Origin of the sequence: Paraburkholderia podalyriae (assembly GCF_014397785.1) — a bacterium.
In the GTDB taxonomy this organism is placed as follows: Bacteria; Pseudomonadota; Gammaproteobacteria; order Burkholderiales; family Burkholderiaceae; genus Paraburkholderia; species Paraburkholderia podalyriae.
The window spans coordinates 1-17,005 of the sequence record NZ_VZQQ01000059.1 but is presented as its reverse complement, the minus strand read 5'-3'; the positions used below and the strand labels follow the sequence as shown (position 1 = coordinate 17,005).

The 17,005-nt window shown below is 62.9% G+C and carries 17 protein-coding genes and 1 pseudogene; 15 read left to right on the top strand and 3 right to left on the bottom strand.

Going from position 1 to position 17,005, the window contains the following annotated elements:
* Positions 1-4: 4 nt before the first annotated feature.
* The 5 genes and pseudogenes from F6X42_RS34700 to F6X42_RS34680 form a co-directional block, all read left to right on the top strand.
* Complete coding sequence (locus F6X42_RS34700; protein ID WP_187638479.1) at positions 5-1,108, top strand: ABC transporter ATP-binding protein; 1,104 nt, start codon at positions 5-7, stop codon at positions 1,106-1,108.
* A complete protein-coding gene (locus F6X42_RS34695) occupies positions 1,101-2,138 on the top strand; it encodes an ABC transporter ATP-binding protein (protein ID WP_187638478.1) in 1,038 nt (345 codons plus the stop codon). Before F6X42_RS34700 ends, F6X42_RS34695 begins: the two co-directional genes overlap by 8 nt.
* The gene (gene dhaL / locus F6X42_RS34690) at positions 2,135-2,776 is read left to right on the top strand and encodes a dihydroxyacetone kinase subunit DhaL (RefSeq protein ID WP_187638477.1); all 642 of its coding nucleotides are present in this window, start codon (positions 2,135-2,137) and stop codon (positions 2,774-2,776) included. The genes F6X42_RS34695 and dhaL overlap by 4 nt, the downstream gene beginning before the upstream one ends.
* Before the next feature lie 2 nt (positions 2,777-2,778).
* Complete coding sequence (gene dhaK / locus F6X42_RS34685; RefSeq protein ID WP_187638476.1) at positions 2,779-3,768, top strand: dihydroxyacetone kinase subunit DhaK; 990 nt, start codon at positions 2,779-2,781, stop codon at positions 3,766-3,768.
* A gap of 260 nt (positions 3,769-4,028) precedes the next feature.
* Positions 4,029-4,272 (top strand): annotated as a pseudogene (locus F6X42_RS34680) (transposase); the annotation flags it as partial.
* Between the two features lie 216 nt (positions 4,273-4,488).
* Here F6X42_RS34680 and F6X42_RS34675 read toward each other — a convergent pair.
* A complete protein-coding gene (locus tag F6X42_RS34675; protein ID WP_187638475.1) occupies positions 4,489-4,671 on the bottom strand; it encodes a hypothetical protein in 183 nt (60 codons plus the stop codon).
* A gap of 380 nt (positions 4,672-5,051) precedes the next feature.
* Between F6X42_RS34675 and F6X42_RS34670 the strand changes: the two genes are divergently transcribed.
* Positions 5,052-5,408 (top strand): hypothetical protein, encoded by a 357-nt coding sequence (locus tag F6X42_RS34670; RefSeq protein WP_187638474.1) that lies wholly within the window; start codon positions 5,052-5,054, stop codon positions 5,406-5,408.
* Between the two features lie 58 nt (positions 5,409-5,466).
* Entirely contained in the window at positions 5,467-5,688 is a 222-nt protein-coding gene (locus F6X42_RS34665; protein ID WP_187638473.1) for a hypothetical protein, read from the top strand.
* 478 nt (positions 5,689-6,166) lie between these two features.
* Here F6X42_RS34665 and F6X42_RS34660 read toward each other — a convergent pair whose 3' ends face one another.
* Complete coding sequence (locus F6X42_RS34660; RefSeq protein WP_187638472.1) at positions 6,167-6,787, bottom strand: TetR/AcrR family transcriptional regulator; 621 nt, start codon at positions 6,785-6,787, stop codon at positions 6,167-6,169.
* A gap of 186 nt (positions 6,788-6,973) precedes the next feature.
* On the opposite strand from F6X42_RS34660, the gene F6X42_RS34655 reads away from it, so the two are divergent.
* The 4 genes from F6X42_RS34655 to F6X42_RS34640 all read left to right on the top strand — a co-directional run bounded on the left by F6X42_RS34655 (position 6,974) and on the right by F6X42_RS34640 (position 12,459).
* The gene (locus F6X42_RS34655) at positions 6,974-8,485 is read left to right on the top strand and encodes an efflux transporter outer membrane subunit (RefSeq protein WP_187638471.1); all 1,512 of its coding nucleotides are present in this window, start codon (positions 6,974-6,976) and stop codon (positions 8,483-8,485) included.
* A gap of 17 nt (positions 8,486-8,502) precedes the next feature.
* A complete protein-coding gene (locus F6X42_RS34650; RefSeq protein ID WP_246530363.1) occupies positions 8,503-9,726 on the top strand; it encodes an HlyD family secretion protein in 1,224 nt (407 codons plus the stop codon).
* Positions 9,727-9,738: 12 nt separating this feature from the next.
* The gene (locus F6X42_RS34645; RefSeq protein ID WP_281394070.1) at positions 9,739-11,280 is read left to right on the top strand and encodes a DHA2 family efflux MFS transporter permease subunit; all 1,542 of its coding nucleotides are present in this window, start codon (positions 9,739-9,741) and stop codon (positions 11,278-11,280) included.
* Between the two features lie 123 nt (positions 11,281-11,403).
* The gene (locus tag F6X42_RS34640; protein ID WP_187638494.1) at positions 11,404-12,459 is read left to right on the top strand and encodes an AI-2E family transporter; all 1,056 of its coding nucleotides are present in this window, start codon (positions 11,404-11,406) and stop codon (positions 12,457-12,459) included.
* Positions 12,460-12,519: 60 nt separating this feature from the next.
* Here F6X42_RS34640 and F6X42_RS34635 read toward each other — a convergent pair whose 3' ends face one another.
* Positions 12,520-13,143: a TetR/AcrR family transcriptional regulator gene (locus tag F6X42_RS34635; protein WP_187638470.1), complete on the bottom strand. Its 624-nt coding sequence runs from the start codon at positions 13,141-13,143 to the stop codon at positions 12,520-12,522.
* 199 nt (positions 13,144-13,342) lie between these two features.
* On the opposite strand from F6X42_RS34635, the gene F6X42_RS34630 reads away from it, so the two are divergent.
* The 4 genes from F6X42_RS34630 to F6X42_RS34615 form a co-directional block, all read left to right on the top strand.
* A complete protein-coding gene (locus tag F6X42_RS34630; RefSeq protein WP_187638469.1) occupies positions 13,343-14,299 on the top strand; it encodes a LysR family transcriptional regulator in 957 nt (318 codons plus the stop codon).
* Between the two features lie 7 nt (positions 14,300-14,306).
* Positions 14,307-14,924, top strand: a complete 618-nt coding sequence (locus F6X42_RS34625) for a paraquat-inducible protein A (RefSeq protein ID WP_222945833.1) — start codon at positions 14,307-14,309, stop codon at positions 14,922-14,924.
* Complete coding sequence (locus F6X42_RS34620; protein ID WP_187638468.1) at positions 14,921-15,544, top strand: paraquat-inducible protein A; 624 nt, start codon at positions 14,921-14,923, stop codon at positions 15,542-15,544. The genes F6X42_RS34625 and F6X42_RS34620 overlap by 4 nt, the downstream gene beginning before the upstream one ends.
* A partial coding sequence (locus F6X42_RS34615; protein WP_187638467.1) for a PqiB family protein occupies positions 15,541-17,005 on the top strand: 1,465 nt, incomplete at its 3' end. The genes F6X42_RS34620 and F6X42_RS34615, both read left to right, overlap by 4 nt.

Here is a 17,005-nt window from a genome sequence, read left to right as displayed (position 1 = left end):
CGCCATGTCGACGATCGTTCTTGCCAGCCTTCACAAGCGTTTCGACAACTTCGTCGCGGTGCGCGACACCAGTCTGACCATTGGCTCCGGGCGCTTTGTCGTGTTGCTGGGTCCGTCGGGCTGCGGCAAAACCACGACGCTGCGCATGATAGCCGGCCTTGAATTGCCCACCTCTGGACAGATCATGATAGACGGCGAGGACGTGACGCAATTGCGCGCGCGTCAGCGCGACATCGCATTTGTGTTCCAGATGTTTGCGCTCTATCCGCATATGACAGTGCGCAACAACATAGCCTTTCCGCTCAAGAACGAGCATGTGCCGCGCAAGGAGATCGCGGCGCGCGTGGACACCGCCGCCCACATGCTGCGCATCGAGAACATTCTCGATCGCAAGACGGGCGGCCTGTCCGGCGGCGACCGGCAGCGCGTGGCGCTGGGCCGCGCGATCGTTCGGCAGCCGAAGGCGTTCCTGATGGACGAACCCCTCGGCACGCTCGATGCGGATTTTCGCGAGCTGATGTGTCTCGAGTTGCGCAAGCTGCATAACGCGCTTGGTGCCACGACCGTTTATGTCACGCACGATCAGAGCGAAGCGATGGCGATGGCCGACGACATCGTCGTGATGAACAGGGGAGAGTTGCTGCAAGCCGGGCCGCCCCAGGAGATTTATCACTTTCCGGCGACGGTGTTTGTCGGCAATTTTATCGGCAGTCCGCCGATGAATTTCCTCCCTATAGATGGCGGCCTGGACGCTGGCGACGAACAAGTCCGTTTGCATGGGGCAGCGGTGCCGGTGCCGCGCTCTGTCGCCGCCGCTGAACGCGTGCTGCTGGGTATTCGTCCCGAGCATGTCGCGATCGACCAGCACGGTCCGCTGCGCGGCAAGGTCACCGCCGATGAATATCTCGGTTCGCATCAGGTGCTTGTGGTCGAGACCGCGCTGGGCGTAGTGCGAGTGCGGGTCGGCAAAGACGATGGCCTGCCGGCCGGATCACCGGTCGGCTTGTCGTTTCGCAAGGAACGCACATTGCTGTACGACGCGCAGAGCGGCCGGCTGCTGCCGGGCGCTGCTCGCACGGTTCCTGCACACGGAGAAGCTCATGGCTGAAATCCAGTTGCGCAATGTGTCAAAACGGTTCGGCGACATCGCCGCGGTCGACGATATTTCGATCGACGTGGCCGACGGCGAGTTCGTCGTGCTGCTCGGACCGAGCGGCGCAGGCAAGACCACGACGCTGCGTCTGATCGCCGGGCTGGAGCGCCCCGATGCGGGGGACGTGCTGATCGACGGGGCGATAGCGACCGGCGTGCATCCATCCGATCGCGACGTCGCGTTTATCTTCCAGCAATACTCGCTGTATCCGCATTTGACCGTGTTCGGCAACCTGGCCTTTCCGTTGCGCTCGCCAAGACGGCGCAGCAGCGAGGCGGATGTGCGTGCGCGTGTTCACGCGGTCGCGGAAATGCTGCATATGGAAGCGAAACTCGACAACATGGCCACACATCTGTCCGGCGGCGAGATGCAGCGTGTGGCGATTGGGCGCGCGCTCGTGCGGCAGCCCAAGGTGTTTCTAATGGACGAGCCGCTGTCGTCGCTCGATGCGAAGCTGCGTGAAGAACTGCGCATCGAACTAAAGCGCCTGCATCGTACGATCGGCGCGACCATCGTCTACGTCACGCACGATCAGGTCGAAGCGACCACGCTTGCGGATCGCATCGGCATTCTCGACCATGGGCGTCTCGTGCAGCTCGGCACGCCGCGCGAGGTGTATGGCAATCCGGCGTCGCTGAGCGCCGCGCAGCGGCTCGGCTCCCCGCCGATCAACCTGCTGCCGCCCGCACTGTTCGACTCGGCTCACATGCCGGCGGGCACGGCGACTGTCGCGATCCGTCCCGAGGATATCGTGCTGCACGACCCGGCTCAGGGCGACGCGAATGGCGCACAGGATGCACTCAATTTGACGGTGCTCGAATATTCGCCGCTACGTCATCTGCTGATTCTCGATCGCGCCGGAACCGCCGTGGTCGCGACGACCGTCACCGAGCGCAATTTTTCGCCGGGCCAACGGGTCGGCGTGTCGCTGCCCCCACGCAGCCTTCTATATTTCCATGCCGACGGCAGAAGGATCCCGACATGAACGGCAAAACGGTCATGACGTGCATCGACGCCGCGTATGCGGCGTTGAAGGAGCACACCGACGAGATTGCTTCGCTCGACCAGCAGATCGGCGATGGGGATCACATCTTCAATCTGCTGCGCGGCATGGAAGCGCTGCTCGCGACGCGCGCGGAGATCGAGGCGAAAGCGTTCGGCCCCGCGCTCGAGATCGCGGCGTCCAAGGTGCTGTCCACGGTGGGGGGATCGTCCGGGCCATTATTTTTCTCGTTGCTGAACGGGATGGCGAAAGCGTCCGCGAACAATGCAATGGATCTGGCTGGCTTCGCCCGCGTCTTTGCGGCGGGAGTGAAGGCCGTTGGACAACGAGGCAAGACCGGCGTCGGCAGCAAGACGATGATGGACGTGTTGATACCGGTCGCGCAGCGCTTCGAGGAACTGGCTACAGAAAGCGCAGCGGCGCGCGCGGTGCTTGACACTTTGCCGCGCGTCGCGGAGGAAAACATGCTGGCGACCCGCGACATGCTGGCAACCAAGGGGCGCGCATCGTTTCTCGGCGAGCGCTCGCGCGGGCATATCGATCCGGGCGCGCGCTCCAGTCAGATCATGATTGCTTCGGTATGCGCGCGGCTCGTGCAACACAATGGACAAGGAGCGTGACGGTGAAAAAATTCATCAATCATGTGGACGATTTTCTCACCGAAAGCCTGGCGGGATTCGCCGCCGCGCATGCCGACCTGGTCGTACTCAATCGCGAACCGGTGTTCGTGCGGCGCAAGGACCTGAAGCCCGGCAAGGTCGCGCTGATCTCGGGCGGCGGCTCGGGGCACGAACCGCTCCATTCAGGATTTGTCGGCCATGGCATGCTCGACGCCGCTTGCCCAGGTCAGATTTTCACATCGCCGACACCCGACCAGATGATGGCTGCCGCTAAGGCCGTCGATACCGGCGCGGGCGTGCTCTTCATCGTGAAGAACTACTCGGGCGATCTGATGAACTTCGAAATGGCGTCGGAGATGTCCGAGGTGCCGAATACAATGGTCCTCATTAACGATGACGTCGCGGTAGAGAACTCCAGCTATACGACCGGACGGCGCGGCGTTGCGGGTGCGGTGATCGTCGAGAAGCTGGTGGGCAGCCTGGCTGAAAGCGGTGCGAGCCTCGATGAATGCAAGTTATTTGGCGACCAAATCAACAAGCACACGGCTTCGATGGGTGTCGCATTCTCCAGTTGCACGGTGCCGGCAGCTGGTACGCTGACGTTCAAGATCGGCGACGACGAGATCGAAGTCGGCGTCGGCATCCATGGCGAGCCGGGCAGGCGGCGCGCAAAATTTGCGTCGGCCGACACGATTGCGGGGGAGTTGCTAACGGCTATCGTCGACGATCTCAAGCCGCCTGCGGGGGCTGGCTTGCTGGTGCTTGTGAACGGCCTTGGTGGCACGCCGCTTGGCGAGCTTTATCTTCTCTTCAACTCAACGCGCGCGTGGCTTCAAAAGCGCGATCTGAAAATTGCGCGCGTGCAGGTGGGCACGCTGACCACTTCGCTCGAGATGGCAGGCGCTTCGATCACACTTTGCATGCTCGACGAAGAGATGACGAAGCATTGGGACAGCGCCGTGCACACGCCGGCGCTAAGGTGGGGTGTATAGCACCAAGGCGACGATGTGCCGGGGCGATATCAAGCGTTCGGCGCTCGAAAGCGCATAGTCGGGAGACGGTCTGATTGAAGCGGCGTCACTGTCTGCAAGGTCCGATCATGCGAGAGTTTCATGAGGACCGAAAGGCTGTGGTTCGCATCCTGGTAAGCGAACGTCTCGCATTGATCGGCGGATTGCTGACGGTCGCGACACCGCACCGCCGGACGTCAGCTTCCCGCATCAGCGAACTCACACTCCTGTTAAGACACTAAGCATTCAGTTCGGGGCGGGAGTTGGCCGCATGGGTCGGCATCGTGCCGAAGCAGACCGGCTCAGGCGGAAAGGTGAACCTGCACAGGATCAGCAAGCAAGAGAGGCGACACCTATTTACGCACACTGATGATCCACGGCGCGCGTAGCGTAATAGAGAACGCAAAGGAGCCCGGCGAGTGGGTCGAGCAGACGATGAAGCGGCGACCAAAGAATCTGGTGTTGTTCTCGCCGGTGCAAAAATGAGCCAGTTGCCGACGCACCGATGAGCCGGGCTGCAAGCACGTAAAGCCGTCCGTTCGGAGATGAGATTGGGCATCGAACAGGTTCATGCGAATCTCGGCATCCGGATCAAAACGGAGTCGGCGACATCAGGCGGTATCTCTACCAGCCAACAGAACCGCCATAAGCGCCCCCATTGGGCGAGTGATCGAGTGGCCTTCGTCGTTGCGCGCAGAGGGCTCAGTGCGTCAGGACGGTCGTGTGCGCGGCGAGGCGCTCGACCTCGAGTAGCGCCTGGCCGAGCACATCGATAGCCCCATTCGTGGTGGAGGCCGTAGCAGCGCTGCGCAACGCATGCTGAACGACCTCATGAATGACTTCCGTGTTCGATGATCCGATCTGGAACGTCAGTTGGTGTGCCATAAGTATTCCTGCGTAAATAGCGAAGTGTGTGTCAGATGGATGCAGTATAAGCAAAGCGCGCTGCCATTTGAGGCGCGCAATTATGAGTTGCGAGATCTCCAATATACGGGTTTGTGGGAACCGCGAATCGCTGGCATCAGGACAACAAGCGAAAGGTATTCCGATATTCAAGTAGCGTCTTGGCAACGGACTTCGATTGAAGCTTGCACACTTTACCTTCCAGCGACGGCAACTATCCGTTGCCCCGGAGATGCTTGTAAGCCGACGGTAAGTGACTAAACTGGCACCAACGAACTGGCAAACAGCACTCATGCCTCGCCAGACCGTTGTTCCCCAAACACCGCGTCTCCTGCATCCGACGCTCGATACGAAGTCTGATCATGCAAAAGTCGAAGACCTTCATCCCCGTCCCTGTTGTCGCGTCGATCTTGTCCCTTTCGACCCCCGCATTCGCCAGCAGCAGCGGTCCCCAAACCTATGAGCAAGCGGCCGCGCAACCGGTTCAGCGTCAAACGGTCGGCTACCATGACCGCACGAGCGCCGCTACACAACATGCAATGGACTTTCAGGCGGTGTTAGCCCGCGTGGAAGCACAACGACAGGCGTTCAACAGCTGTGGTGGTGTGAATAGTTCGTCCGCTCCCCTCCCGTCAGACAATGTAGCGTCGGGCAGCCCCGTCGACTTCAGTACCGCAACGGCGTCCTGGCGTTACAAGGCAATCTTGGCCGCGCGTTGATACGGCATGCGGCTGCTAATCGCGTCAAGATCAAGACAACCGGCTGAACAGAATTGAAATGAAAAAGACCTTCCCCGTACTGTTCGCATTCGTTACCAGCACATCCGTGCTTGCGCAAAGCAATCTGCCGCAGCAATTGCCGAAGCAGCAGCTAGCCTCCGCCCGGCAACCCGCCACGAAGCAGCTTTCACAGGGTGGGCCGCAGCTTCCGGAACCTCCACAGCTTCCGCAGCTTCCGGCACAAGCGTCGACGCAAGTTCCGACCCAGCTTCCGAAATAACCCGTACGGCTGCGTAACCCGCGCAGCCGTACCTGAGAGACCGGCGATTGTCGCGGCTACCCGGATTCTGTTCATCGCCGTAGGCGCATGCGATGCGCGACGGCGTTTGCCGGTGATTCGTTCATGGCGTCGGCAAATCGCTGGCCGCAAGACCCTGGTTGGTTGGGCAATGGACTGCTCTCAACGCTCCCCTCAGCAATTCGATGAGGCGCTGCATCTTCGCCGGCCGCCTTTGGATTTCGGCGATCACATGGACCGAGATCGGCGTGCCCCGCCATCCGGGCATGTTTCAGAGTAGCCAGCCACTGGCCGATTCAAGTGACAATTGGGCCCAGTACAGGCTAGCAGGCGGATACCCATGTCAGGCGTTGCAAGCGGCGGATTTTGCCGACGCGGTGCAGGCTGAACCGCCCACCTGGCGACACGGTGGCGGTTCGCTTGCCGTCTCCCGACCTCCGCGACCCGTCCAGGCGCCTGCCTATGCGGCGGCGTCACCTTTGTCCGTGGGCCCGTATGCGGCCAGGAAGACGTCGACCGCTCTTTGAACGACTTTGGCGATGTTGCGGGAACTGGTGTCCGCCGGCACACCCAGCAGGCAAAGCTCCAGCAACTCCGCTTCATACAGCCCGCGCAGATGCGCGGTCGCGACGTCTGCGTTACAGCTGCGCAGCTGCCCGCCGTCAAGCGCCTGCTGCAGGAAGTCAGTCACCATTTGCCAGCCGACCTTCGGCCCGCGCTCATAAAACAGGGCGCCGACGTGCGAGCGGCCGCCTTCGTGATTTGCCAGACGGCGCACCGCCAGTATCTGCGGCTTGAGCGTGGCGGCGAGATAGTGTTTGCCGAACCTCAGCAGTGTCTCGCGAATCGGCAGCGAGGTCTTGAGTAGCTCCGTCGCTACTTTGGCTTCCTCCGCGGCGGCCATCATGACGTCCGCGAACATCAGATCCTTGGACTCGAAATAGCTGTAGAGCGTGGCTTTTGATCCGCCTGCCCGCGCCGCGATCTCGGACATGGATGCCCGTTCGAACCCCACTTCGCAAAACACCTGGAACGCGGCGTCAACGATCGCCTGCCGCTTTTCTTCTGTCTTCACTCTCATTTTCAATGCCCTCCTTCTGTCTGCAAGACCGATCAACAACATGGCCGGCGGCGACGCCCGTGACCGGCCTTCGACTTTCAATGTTGTGATCTTACCATACCTGAACCGTACAGTTTATTTGTGTTGACAGGCACGGCTCTCATAACTAGACTGTCCAGTATTGTAAAAGAGCGAAGGGAGCAGGCGATGATGCAAGAGAGCACGGACATTCGGAGTCAGGTGAAACCGGTGAGGCTGGCCGTCGCGTTCGCGTTCGCGATGGTGGTGAGCGCCTGCGCGCAACTGCCTGACATGCCGCAAAAGCCGGTCACGAAGGACATCAGCAGATATGAGACGGCGCAGAGTCTCAGTGCGGACGGCGGCAAGCAGGGCAGCACGGCGTCTGCGTGGCCCACTGATCAGTGGTGGCTCGGCTACAACGATCCGCAACTGAACGCGCTGATCGGAGAAGCGCTCCAGGATGAGCCGACGCTGGCGGCCGCCCAGGCGCGGCTGCATAACGCCGAGGCGTCGGCGCAGGTGGCCGGCGCGGCGCTGCTGCCCGAAGTCAGCGCGCAGGGCTCGGTCCAGAAGAAAAAGCAGAGCTACAACAACGGTATTCCCTCGGATTTCGTTCCCCACGGATGGCGCCCCTACGGCACTGCCGAACTCGACTTCAGCTACGAAATCGACTTCTGGGGCAAGAATCGCGCTTCGCTAGCCGCCGCCACGTCGGAACTCGAAGCGGCGCGCGCCGATGCGGCACAGGCCCGCATGGTGCTGTCCGCGTCGATCGCCGCAGCGTATGCCGACCTCGCGCGTCTGTTCGCCGAGCGCGACAGTGCGCAGGCGGCACTGCAGGTCCGCACGCAATCCGCACAGCTGTTCCGGGAGCGTTTCGCCAACGGGCTCGAAACGCAGGCAGGTGTGAAGCAGGCGGAGTCGAAGCAGCAAAGCGCGCAGGCCGACCTGCTCGCGCTGGATGAATCGGTTGCACTCGAGCGCAACCAGATCGCCGCGCTGATGGGCGCCGGGCCCGACCGCGGCTTGCGCATCGCACCGCCGGCCGTCGATCTGACGCAGCCTGCCGGCATGCCCGCCAACCTTGGACTCGGCCTGCTTGGCCGCCGCCCGGACGTGGTCATTGCACGCCTGCGCGTAGAGGCGGCGGCGAAGCGGATCGACGTCGCGCGAGCCGGGTTTTATCCGGACATCACGCTCGGCGCGTCGATCGGCTTCCAGTCGCTTGGCCTGAACATGCTGACGAACGCGGCTTCGCTGGCCGGCAACTTCGGTCCGGCGATCACGCTGCCTATCTTCAACGGCGGACGTTTGCGCGGCGAACTGCGCGGCAAGCGGGCGGCCTACGACGAGGCGGTCGCGAACTACGACGAAACGCTGACGAAGGCGCTGCACGACGTGGCCGACGTGGCCGCAAGCAAACGCGCGCTGGCGGACCGGCTGCAAGCGACGCAGGCCGCCTACGACGACGCCGCCCAGGCGCACCAGGTCGCCCTCGATCGCTATCGCGCCGGCCTTGCCGGTTACCTCGAAGTGCTGAACGCCGCCGATACGATGACTTCCGCGCAGCGCCAGCTCGCCGATATCCAGTCGCGCACCTTCTCGCTCGATGTCGCGCTCGTGCGCGCACTCGGCGGCGGATATCAGGCCAGCACGCCGGCCGCAACCGACGCAACCCATCCCAACAAGCAAAGCTGATTTCAAGGACTCCGATCATGTCTGAAACGCAATTCGTCAAAACCAGCGAGTCGCTGATGCCGGACTCGCCCGCTTCCGCTGCTCCCGCTGCTCCCGCCGTTCCCGCCGATACCGGCGTTGCGGCCGGCGCTCCCCCTTCGAACCGCAAGAAGCTGTTCGCGCTGCTCGGCGGCGCCATTCTCGTCGCCGGTCTCGGCTACGCGAGCTACTGGCACTTCGTCGCGTCGCATTACGTGTCGACCGATAACGCCTACACCGCGGCCGAAGTCGCATCGATCACGCCGGCGGTCAGCGGCATCGTCAAAAGCGTGCCGGTCGTGAATACGGAGCAGGTCCACAAGGGCGACGTACTGGCCGTCATCGATGACACCGACGCAAAGATTGCGCTCGCGCAGGCTGAGGCCGATGTGGGCCGCGCCGAACGCAAGGTCCGCGGCTATGTCGCCACGGATTCGCAGCTGAGCGCGCAAGTCAGTGCGCACGCAGCCGACGAAACCCGCATGGCCGCACAGATCGCGTCGGCCCAGGCCGACTTTGACCGCGCGGCGATCGACCTGCAGCGCCGCGAAGTGCTAGCCCACAGCGGCAGCGTATCGGGCGAAGAGCTGAGCAACGCGCGCGCTGCGTCTGCCACCGCCAGGGCGGCGCTCGACGCAGCCCGCGCTGCTGCCTTGCAGGCGAAGGCAAGCCGCGACGCCGCGCTCGGCTCGCTCGAGGCGAACAGGGTGCTGATTGCGGACACGACGGTCGATACCAATCCGGAAGTCCTGCTTGCACGCGCGAAGCGCGATCAGGCACGCGTCGATCTCGAGCGCACCGTGCTGCGCGCGCCGGTCGACGGTGTCGTCGCGAGCCGCCAGGTCCAGGTGGGGCAGCGCGTTCAGACCGGCGCGGCGTTGATGTCGGTGGTACCGATCGAATCTGTCTACGTCGACGCCAATTTCAAGGAGACGCAGCTCGGCAAGGTGCGCGTCGGTCAGCCGGTCGAACTGGAGTCGGATCTGTACGGCAGCAAGGTCGTCTATCACGGCAAGGTCGCGGGCCTGGCGGGCGGTTCAGGTTCGGCGTTCGCGATGATTCCCGCGCAGAACGCGACCGGCAACTGGATCAAGGTCGTGCAGCGCCTGCCGGTGCGCGTCAGGATCGACCCGGCCGAGCTTCGCGCGCACCCGCTCGGCATCAGCCTGTCGATGGCAGCGACGGTCGACACGCGCGGCGGCAACGACGCGCCCGCACACTAAGGATGCGCCACCATGTCTTCCAGTCAGGTGAATGACATCTCATTGCCGCCGCTGTCCGGCCCAATGCTGATTCTCGCGGCGTTGATGATCGCCGCCGCCAACTTTGTCGCGGTGCTGGACAGCACCATCGCGAACGTGTCCGTGGCGACTATTTCCGGTGCACTCGGCTCCTCGACGAGCCAGGGCACGTACGTGATCACGTCCTACGCGGTGGCCGAAGCGATCACCGTGCCGCTGACCGGCTGGCTAGCGAGTCGCTTCGGAACGGTGCGCGTGTTCATCACGGCGCTGATCATGTTCGGACTGGGTTCGGCACTGTGCGGAATGGCGACGTCGCTCACCACGCTGGTGCTGTTCCGTGTGTTCCAGGGGCTCGCGGGCGGCCCGCTCATGCCGCTCTCGCAAACCCTGCTGCTGCGCATCTTCCCGAAGGAGAAGACCGCCGCCGCCCTCGGTCTTTGGAGCATGACGACCCTGCTGGCGCCGGTGATGGGCCCTGTGCTGGGCGGCGTCATCTGCGACGATTACCACTGGTCCTACATCTTCTTCATCAACGTGCCGGTGTCGCTGATCTGCGCATACGCCGGATGGATGCTGCTCAAGCGCTATGAATCCGAGAAGATCCGGATGCGGATCGATACCGTTGGACTGGTGTTACTGGTCATCTGGGTCTCGGCCCTGCAGATCATGATCGATGAGGGCAAGGACAAGGACTGGTTCAGCTCGATGGAAATTCGCGTACTGGCGGTGACTGCGGTGATCGGCTTCCTGGCCTTCCTCATCTGGGAGCTGACCGAGCGTAACCCCATCGTCGATCTACGGGTGTTCCGCCATCGTGGCTTTGGTGCGAGCGTGGTCACCATGACGCTGGCGTTCGGCGCGTATTTCGGCGCCACCGTGCTCACGCCACTGTGGTTGCAGAACAATATGGGGTACACGGCCACGTGGGCCGGCTACGCCACGGCGACCACCGGCATCTTCGCGGTCGTCTCCGCGCCGCTTGCGGCCAAGCTGTCAACGAAGTTCGATGGACGCTGGCTCGTGTTTGCCGGGGTGATGTGGCTCGGCTCGGTAACGCTGTTCCGCACCCACGCGAATTCGGACATGGACTTCTGGCAGGTGGCGTTGCCGCTGTTGCTGCAAGGCGTCGGACTACCGTTCTTCTTCGTCCCGACGACGAGCCTCGGGTTGAGCAGTGTCGACGAGCCCGAAACGGCTTCGGCGGCGGGACTGATGAGCTTCTGCCGGACCTTCGGCGGAGCGATTGCCACGTCGGTCGTCAACACGTTGTGGGAGAACAAGACCAAGTACAACCGCGCGGAGTTGTCGGGCCTCGTCGATCAGGCTGGCCACTATGCGGCCTCACTAACGGGCTCAGGCTGGAGCGCACATCAGGCGCAGGCTCAGATCAGCAACATGGTCGAGTCGCAAGCGGTGATGCTCGCAACCAACCAGCTTTTCTTCAGCATCGCATGCTGCTTCGTCGTCGGCGCACTGGCGATCTGGATTGCGCCCAAACCGACGCGTGTGGCCGATACGTCGCAGGCGCATTGAGCGCGGGGGCGCGTGCGCCCCCCGCTGATTGAATGGCGACACTGATGACCCTGCTCGATACGCCGCAGTCTTTTTTGCGGTGTCACTTGCGGGCCACCCGAATACGATTCTCAAACCATGCCCATGACTCCCTATCGGCGCCAGGCTCTCGTCTGGAGCGCCATCGCCGCTGGCCTCGGTATCCTTCTATGGATCCTACGACCGGTTCTCACGCCATTCCTGCTCGGCGCGCTCGTCGCGTACATGTTGCAGCCGGGCGTCGAGTGGTTGGTGCGCCAGCGTGTGCCGCGTACGGTGGCCGTGCTCCTGATGATGCTCCTGTTCGCATCGCTGCTGACGCTACTGCCGCTACTTGCGTTCGCCGTGATCCACAAGGAAGGGCCCGAGCTCGCGAAGAACATTCCCGTCTTCATCGCCGGCCTGAACGCGTGGCTGCAACCGAAGCTGGCACTGCTGGGCGTCAGCTACTCACTCGACCTGCCCGGAGTCCGCGATTTGCTGACGGGCGACACGATCGGCAACGGCCAGACCGTCATACTCGCCGCCTGGCGGTACGCGCGTACAGGCAGCAACGTCGTGCTTCCTGTTGCAAGCAACGTCATACTGGTGCCGCTTGTCCTTTTCTATCAGCTTTACGACAGGCACCAGATATTCGCGCGGATGGAAAGCCTTGTGCCGCGGCGCTGGGTCGGCAAGGTCCGGGGACTCGTGACCGAGATGGACCACATGTTGTCGCAATACTTACGCGGCCAGTTGCTCGTGATGGGCGTGCTCGCCGTGTTCTACCCGGTAGCGTTGACGCTGGCTGGCCTCGACATCGCGTTGCCCATCGGACTCTTCACCGGCTTTGCGGTGTTCATCCCCTACGTGGGTTTCGCCTTGGGACTCGCCCTTGCCCTTCTTGCCGCGCTTCTGCAGTTTGGCGGCTGGTACGGACTGGCTGCAGTCGCAGCCGTGTACGGGGTTGGGCAGGTTCTCGAAAGTTCTTTTCTTGTTCCCAAACTCGTGGGTGACCGCATCGGTCTACACCCGCTCGCGGTGATCTTCGCTCTGCTTGCGTTTGGCCAACTTTTTGGCTTTTTTGGCGTGCTGCTCGCGCTGCCGGTCAGTGCGATCCTTGCAGCGCTGCTGGGCGACTTGCGGCGCCGCTATGTGGCCAGTGCGCTGTATAAGGATTGACCGCCGGTTTGCCCTGGATGCGGATCTGCCGCCCGGACAATGCGGGCGGCAGCCGGACAATCAGTGCGTGGTGTGTGCGGCGTCCGTCGGCCCGTAGGCGGCCATGAACACGTCGACCGCTCTCTGGACGACCTTCGCGATGTTGCGGGGGCTGGTATCGGCCGGCACGCCAAACAGGCAAAGCTCCATCAACTCCGCTTCATACAGCGTGCGCAGATGCGCTGTCGCGATGGCTGCGTTACAGCTGCGCAGCTGCCCGGTGTCAATCAATTGCTGCAGGAAGACAGCCACCGTTTGCCAGCCGAGCTTCGGCCCGCGCTCATAGAACAGGGCGCCCACATTCGACCGGCCGCCTTCGCGATGCGCGAGACGGCGTACCGCGAGCAGTTGCGGTTGCAGCACCGCAACCAGATAGTGCGTGCCGAAGCTCACCAGTGCATCGCGAACCGGCGCCGAGGTCTTGAGCAGTTCGAACCCCGCTCGGACTTCCTCCTGCGCGGCGGCAGTCATGAACTCAGTGAACATCTCTTCCTTCGACTCGAAATAGCTGTACAGCGTGGCTTTGGACCCGCCTGCCCGTGCCGCGATCTCGGACATCGACGCCTGCTCGAACCCCACCTCACTGAACACCTCGAACGCGGCGTCAACAATCGCCTGCCGCTTTGCTTCCGTTTTCCCCCTCATCTCGGGCTCTCCTTTTGTTTATGCGATCGATCGACGACGCCGCCGGCGGCAACGCACCTGACCGAGCTTCCATCTTTACAGGTTTGGACTTTAACATAACTAAACTGTATGGTTTATTTACGTTGACAGCAACAGTATGTTTTCACTATACTGAACCGTATGGTTTTGAATTTTGATTCACTCTGGATTGCGAACACTTATGGACCATCTCGAAACGCTGCGGACCTTTTGTACCGTCGTCGAAATGCAGAGCTTCACGCACGCCGCGAATGCGTTGGGCATCTCAAAGACAGTCGTCTCGCGCGCGATAACGGGGCTCGAAACCAGGCTCGGTGTGCGTCTTTTTCAGCGCACGACCCGTCACCTCGCACTCACTGAATCCGGGGAGGAGTTTTACGGCGGCTGCTCGCGCGTGGTTGCTGAACTGGACGTGCTCGAGGCCGGTACCGGGGAGCGCGCACGGGAGCCTGCGGGGGTACTGCGGCTCGTCGCCCACACCACCGCGGCGCTGATCGAGCTGCCACCGCTGATCGCCGGGTTCCGTGCCCGGTATCCAGCCGTGCAGCTCGAATTGACGCTGGCGGAACGGCCAGTCGACCTGATCAAGGAAGCCTTCGATCTCGGCATCGTGTTGCCGTTCATGCTCACGAGCGAGCTCACGATCACCCGTGCGTTGTGCCGCCTGCCCCTCGCCGTGGTGGGCTCGCCCAGCTACCTGCAGGGGCGCCAGCTACCGCAAAGGCCCAACGATCTCGCCGCATTCCGCTTCGTCACAATACTCGCCTCGATCAGCGAACCACAACTACGATTCCAGCGCGGTGGCGAACAGTTTGCCGTGCCACTGGAACACGACGTGTCGACCAACAACGCCGCGTTGAACAAGGAACTGGTGATGAGCGGTGCTGGTCTCGGCGCGTTGCCTCTTACGATGGTCGGCAAGGAGCTGGACGATGGGCGCCTCGTCCAGCTGCTGCCCGACTTCGAACTCATGAGCGGGGACGCCGAACTCAGGCTCGCATATCGCGACAGGAGCCTGATGACGGCGAAGGTCCGGGCGTTCATCGACTATGCGACGTCGTACTTCGACGCGCGCGCTGCCCAGATGGGCCCCGCGCAGCAGCGGACGGTGGCCGGCGGCAGTGGCAGGCCGTCCTGATTGCCAGATGCTCATGCAAACCTTCCCTACTCTCGTCGTCTGCGAGCATTGTGACGGCGTGTACCGCCGCCGCGCGCTGGCCACGCGCGAGGTGGCGCGCTGCGGGCAATGTTCAGCCGTCCTGTATCGCGCGAGCCAGCTCGATGTCGATCGGTGGCTCGCGCTAACCGTCGCCGCAGCCATCGTCTTCGTGATCGCCAACGTCTGCCCGGTGATCCGGATCTCCCTGCAGGGGCTGCACAGCGAGACGACGCTCTGGCAGTCCGCGGCAGCGCTGGCGCACGGCGCGGTCGCACCGATTGCGATCGCCACTGTGATGATGATCGTCGTGGTGCCACTTCTCCAGATCGCGCTGCTCGGCTGGGTGCTGGCATTTGCCCGCGCCGCACGCCGGGCGCCGGGTTTCGCGTGGAGCATGGGGCTGCTTGCGATGCTGCGCCCGTGGAGCATCGTCGAGGTCGGCGTACTTGGCATGCTCGTAGCCGTCATCAAACTTTCCAGCTTCGTGCAGGTGGAAGCTGGTCCCGGCATCTGGGCCACGGCAACGCTGATGGTGCTGATCACCAGCATCGCCAGTCGCGATGTCCACTTGCTGTGGGAATGGACCGACGCGGAGACAGCATGAAGCCACCTCCTCGCGCGGGGCAGCTAGGCCTGATTGCCTGCCATGGATGCGGACTGGTTTGCGCACATATGCCGCGCGTGGACCGACACGCCCAATGCCCGCGCTGCAAACGAGCCCTGCATCGGCGGCGCCCGGACAGCATCGCACGGTCGTGGGCGTTCCTGATCGCTTCCCTGATTTTCTACATCCCCGCCAACGTGCTGCCGGTCATGCACACGAGTCTTCTGGGACACGGCAGCGACAGCACGATTCTCTACGGCGTCGTGGAGTTCTGGAAAGCAGGGTCCTGGGGCATTGCGTCGGTGATCTTTATTGCCAGCGTAGTCGTGCCGTGCGCCAAGTTCCTGATCCTCAGCCTGCTGCTCGCGACCACACAGCGTCACAGTCGCTGGGCGATGAGCGAGCGTGCCCGTTTGTACCGGCTCGTCGAAGCGGTCGGCTACTGGTCGATGCTCGACGTGATGGTGGTGGCAATCGTCTGTGCGTTGGTCAGCTTCCATGCGCTGTCCGACAGCGAGCCGCGCATCGGCATTCTCTTTTTCGGCCTCGTGGTGATTCTCACCATGCTCTGCGCCATGAACTTCGATCCCCGACTCATCTGGGACGCTGAGGAAACATGAATCCTGTATCAGACAAGCCGCTACCCGAACCGCAAGATCCCGTCGTCACCTACGGCCGCTGGCGGCTATCGCCCGTCTGGCTCGTACCTCTCATGGCCGCGCTGATCGGGCTGTCGATGGTGATCCACGCGTGGCTCTCGGCGGGCCCGGAAATCGCCATCTCGTTCAGGACGGCGGCGGGGCTGGAGGCCGGCAAGACCCCTGTCAAATATAAGGACGTGACGGTCGGAACCGTATCGACGGTCGCGCTCAGCGACGATGGCTCACACGTGGTCGCCTCGGTTTCGCTTGCCAGAAGCGCGCGGAGCCTGGCGCGCGCGGACAGCCGCTTCTGGGTCGTCCGGCCTCGTTTGGGCATGACCGGTGTCTCGGGTATGGACACGCTGCTGTCCGGCGCCTATATCGGCGTGGACACCGGCGCTTCGGAGGTCGCGCGCACAGCGTTCACGGGGCTGGAGACGCCTCCCGCCGTCATCGGTGGGACGCCGGGATCGAGTTTCCCGATTCATGCGGACGACCTAGGTTCGCTCGACATCGGCTCGCCCGTTTACTACCGGCGCATTCAGGTCGGCCGCGTCGCGTCGTATAGGCTCGACGCCGATGGCCACGGCGTCAGCGTACAGATCTTCGTCGATGCTCCGTACGACCGGTTTGTCACGGCGGATACCCGCTTCTGGAATGCGAGCGGGGTCGACCTCTCGCTGGGCGCCGACGGTTTCAAGCTCAAGACGCAATCCGTGGCCGCGATCGTTGGCGGCGGAATTGCGTTCGCCACGCCCGTCGGTAGCACGACCGCCGGCGCAGGCGGCAGCCGGTTCAATCTGGCGAAAGATGAAGAGACGGCGATGGCGCCGCCAGACGGTCCGGCCCAGTACATCGAGCTGCGCTTCGCACAGTCGCTGCGCGGCCTGTCCAGGGGCGCTCCCGTGGTGTTTTCGGGAATCAACTTCGGGCGGGTGGTTTCCATGAAACTCGATTACGACCCGGCCACGCAGCGTTTCCCTATGATCGTCGGCATCGAGGTCTATCCGCAGCGGCTCGGACCGGTGCTCGACAAGCTGCCCAAAATAAATGGCGATATCGAAAAGGTCGCGGATTTCCTGTCCACCATGGTCGCGCACGGTCTGCGCGGACAGGCGCGCTCCGGCAATCTGCTGACCGGACAGCTCTATATTTCGCTCGAGTTCGTACCGAACGCCCCGAAGGTCTCATACGACGCCGATGCGCGACCGCTGACGCTGCCGACCGTGAGCGGCGGCTTCGACCAGTTGCAGGAGCAGGTGGCGAGCATCGTCGGCAAGATTGACAAAATGCCGCTCGACTCCATCGCACGCCATCTCGACACGGGTCTGGCGGACCTGGACAGCACCCTGAAGCAGATCAACGGCCAGGTGCTGCCGGCGACCACGCAAACCCTGCAGCAGGCTCGCCAGACCTTCGGCGCCGCGCAGGGCATGCTGG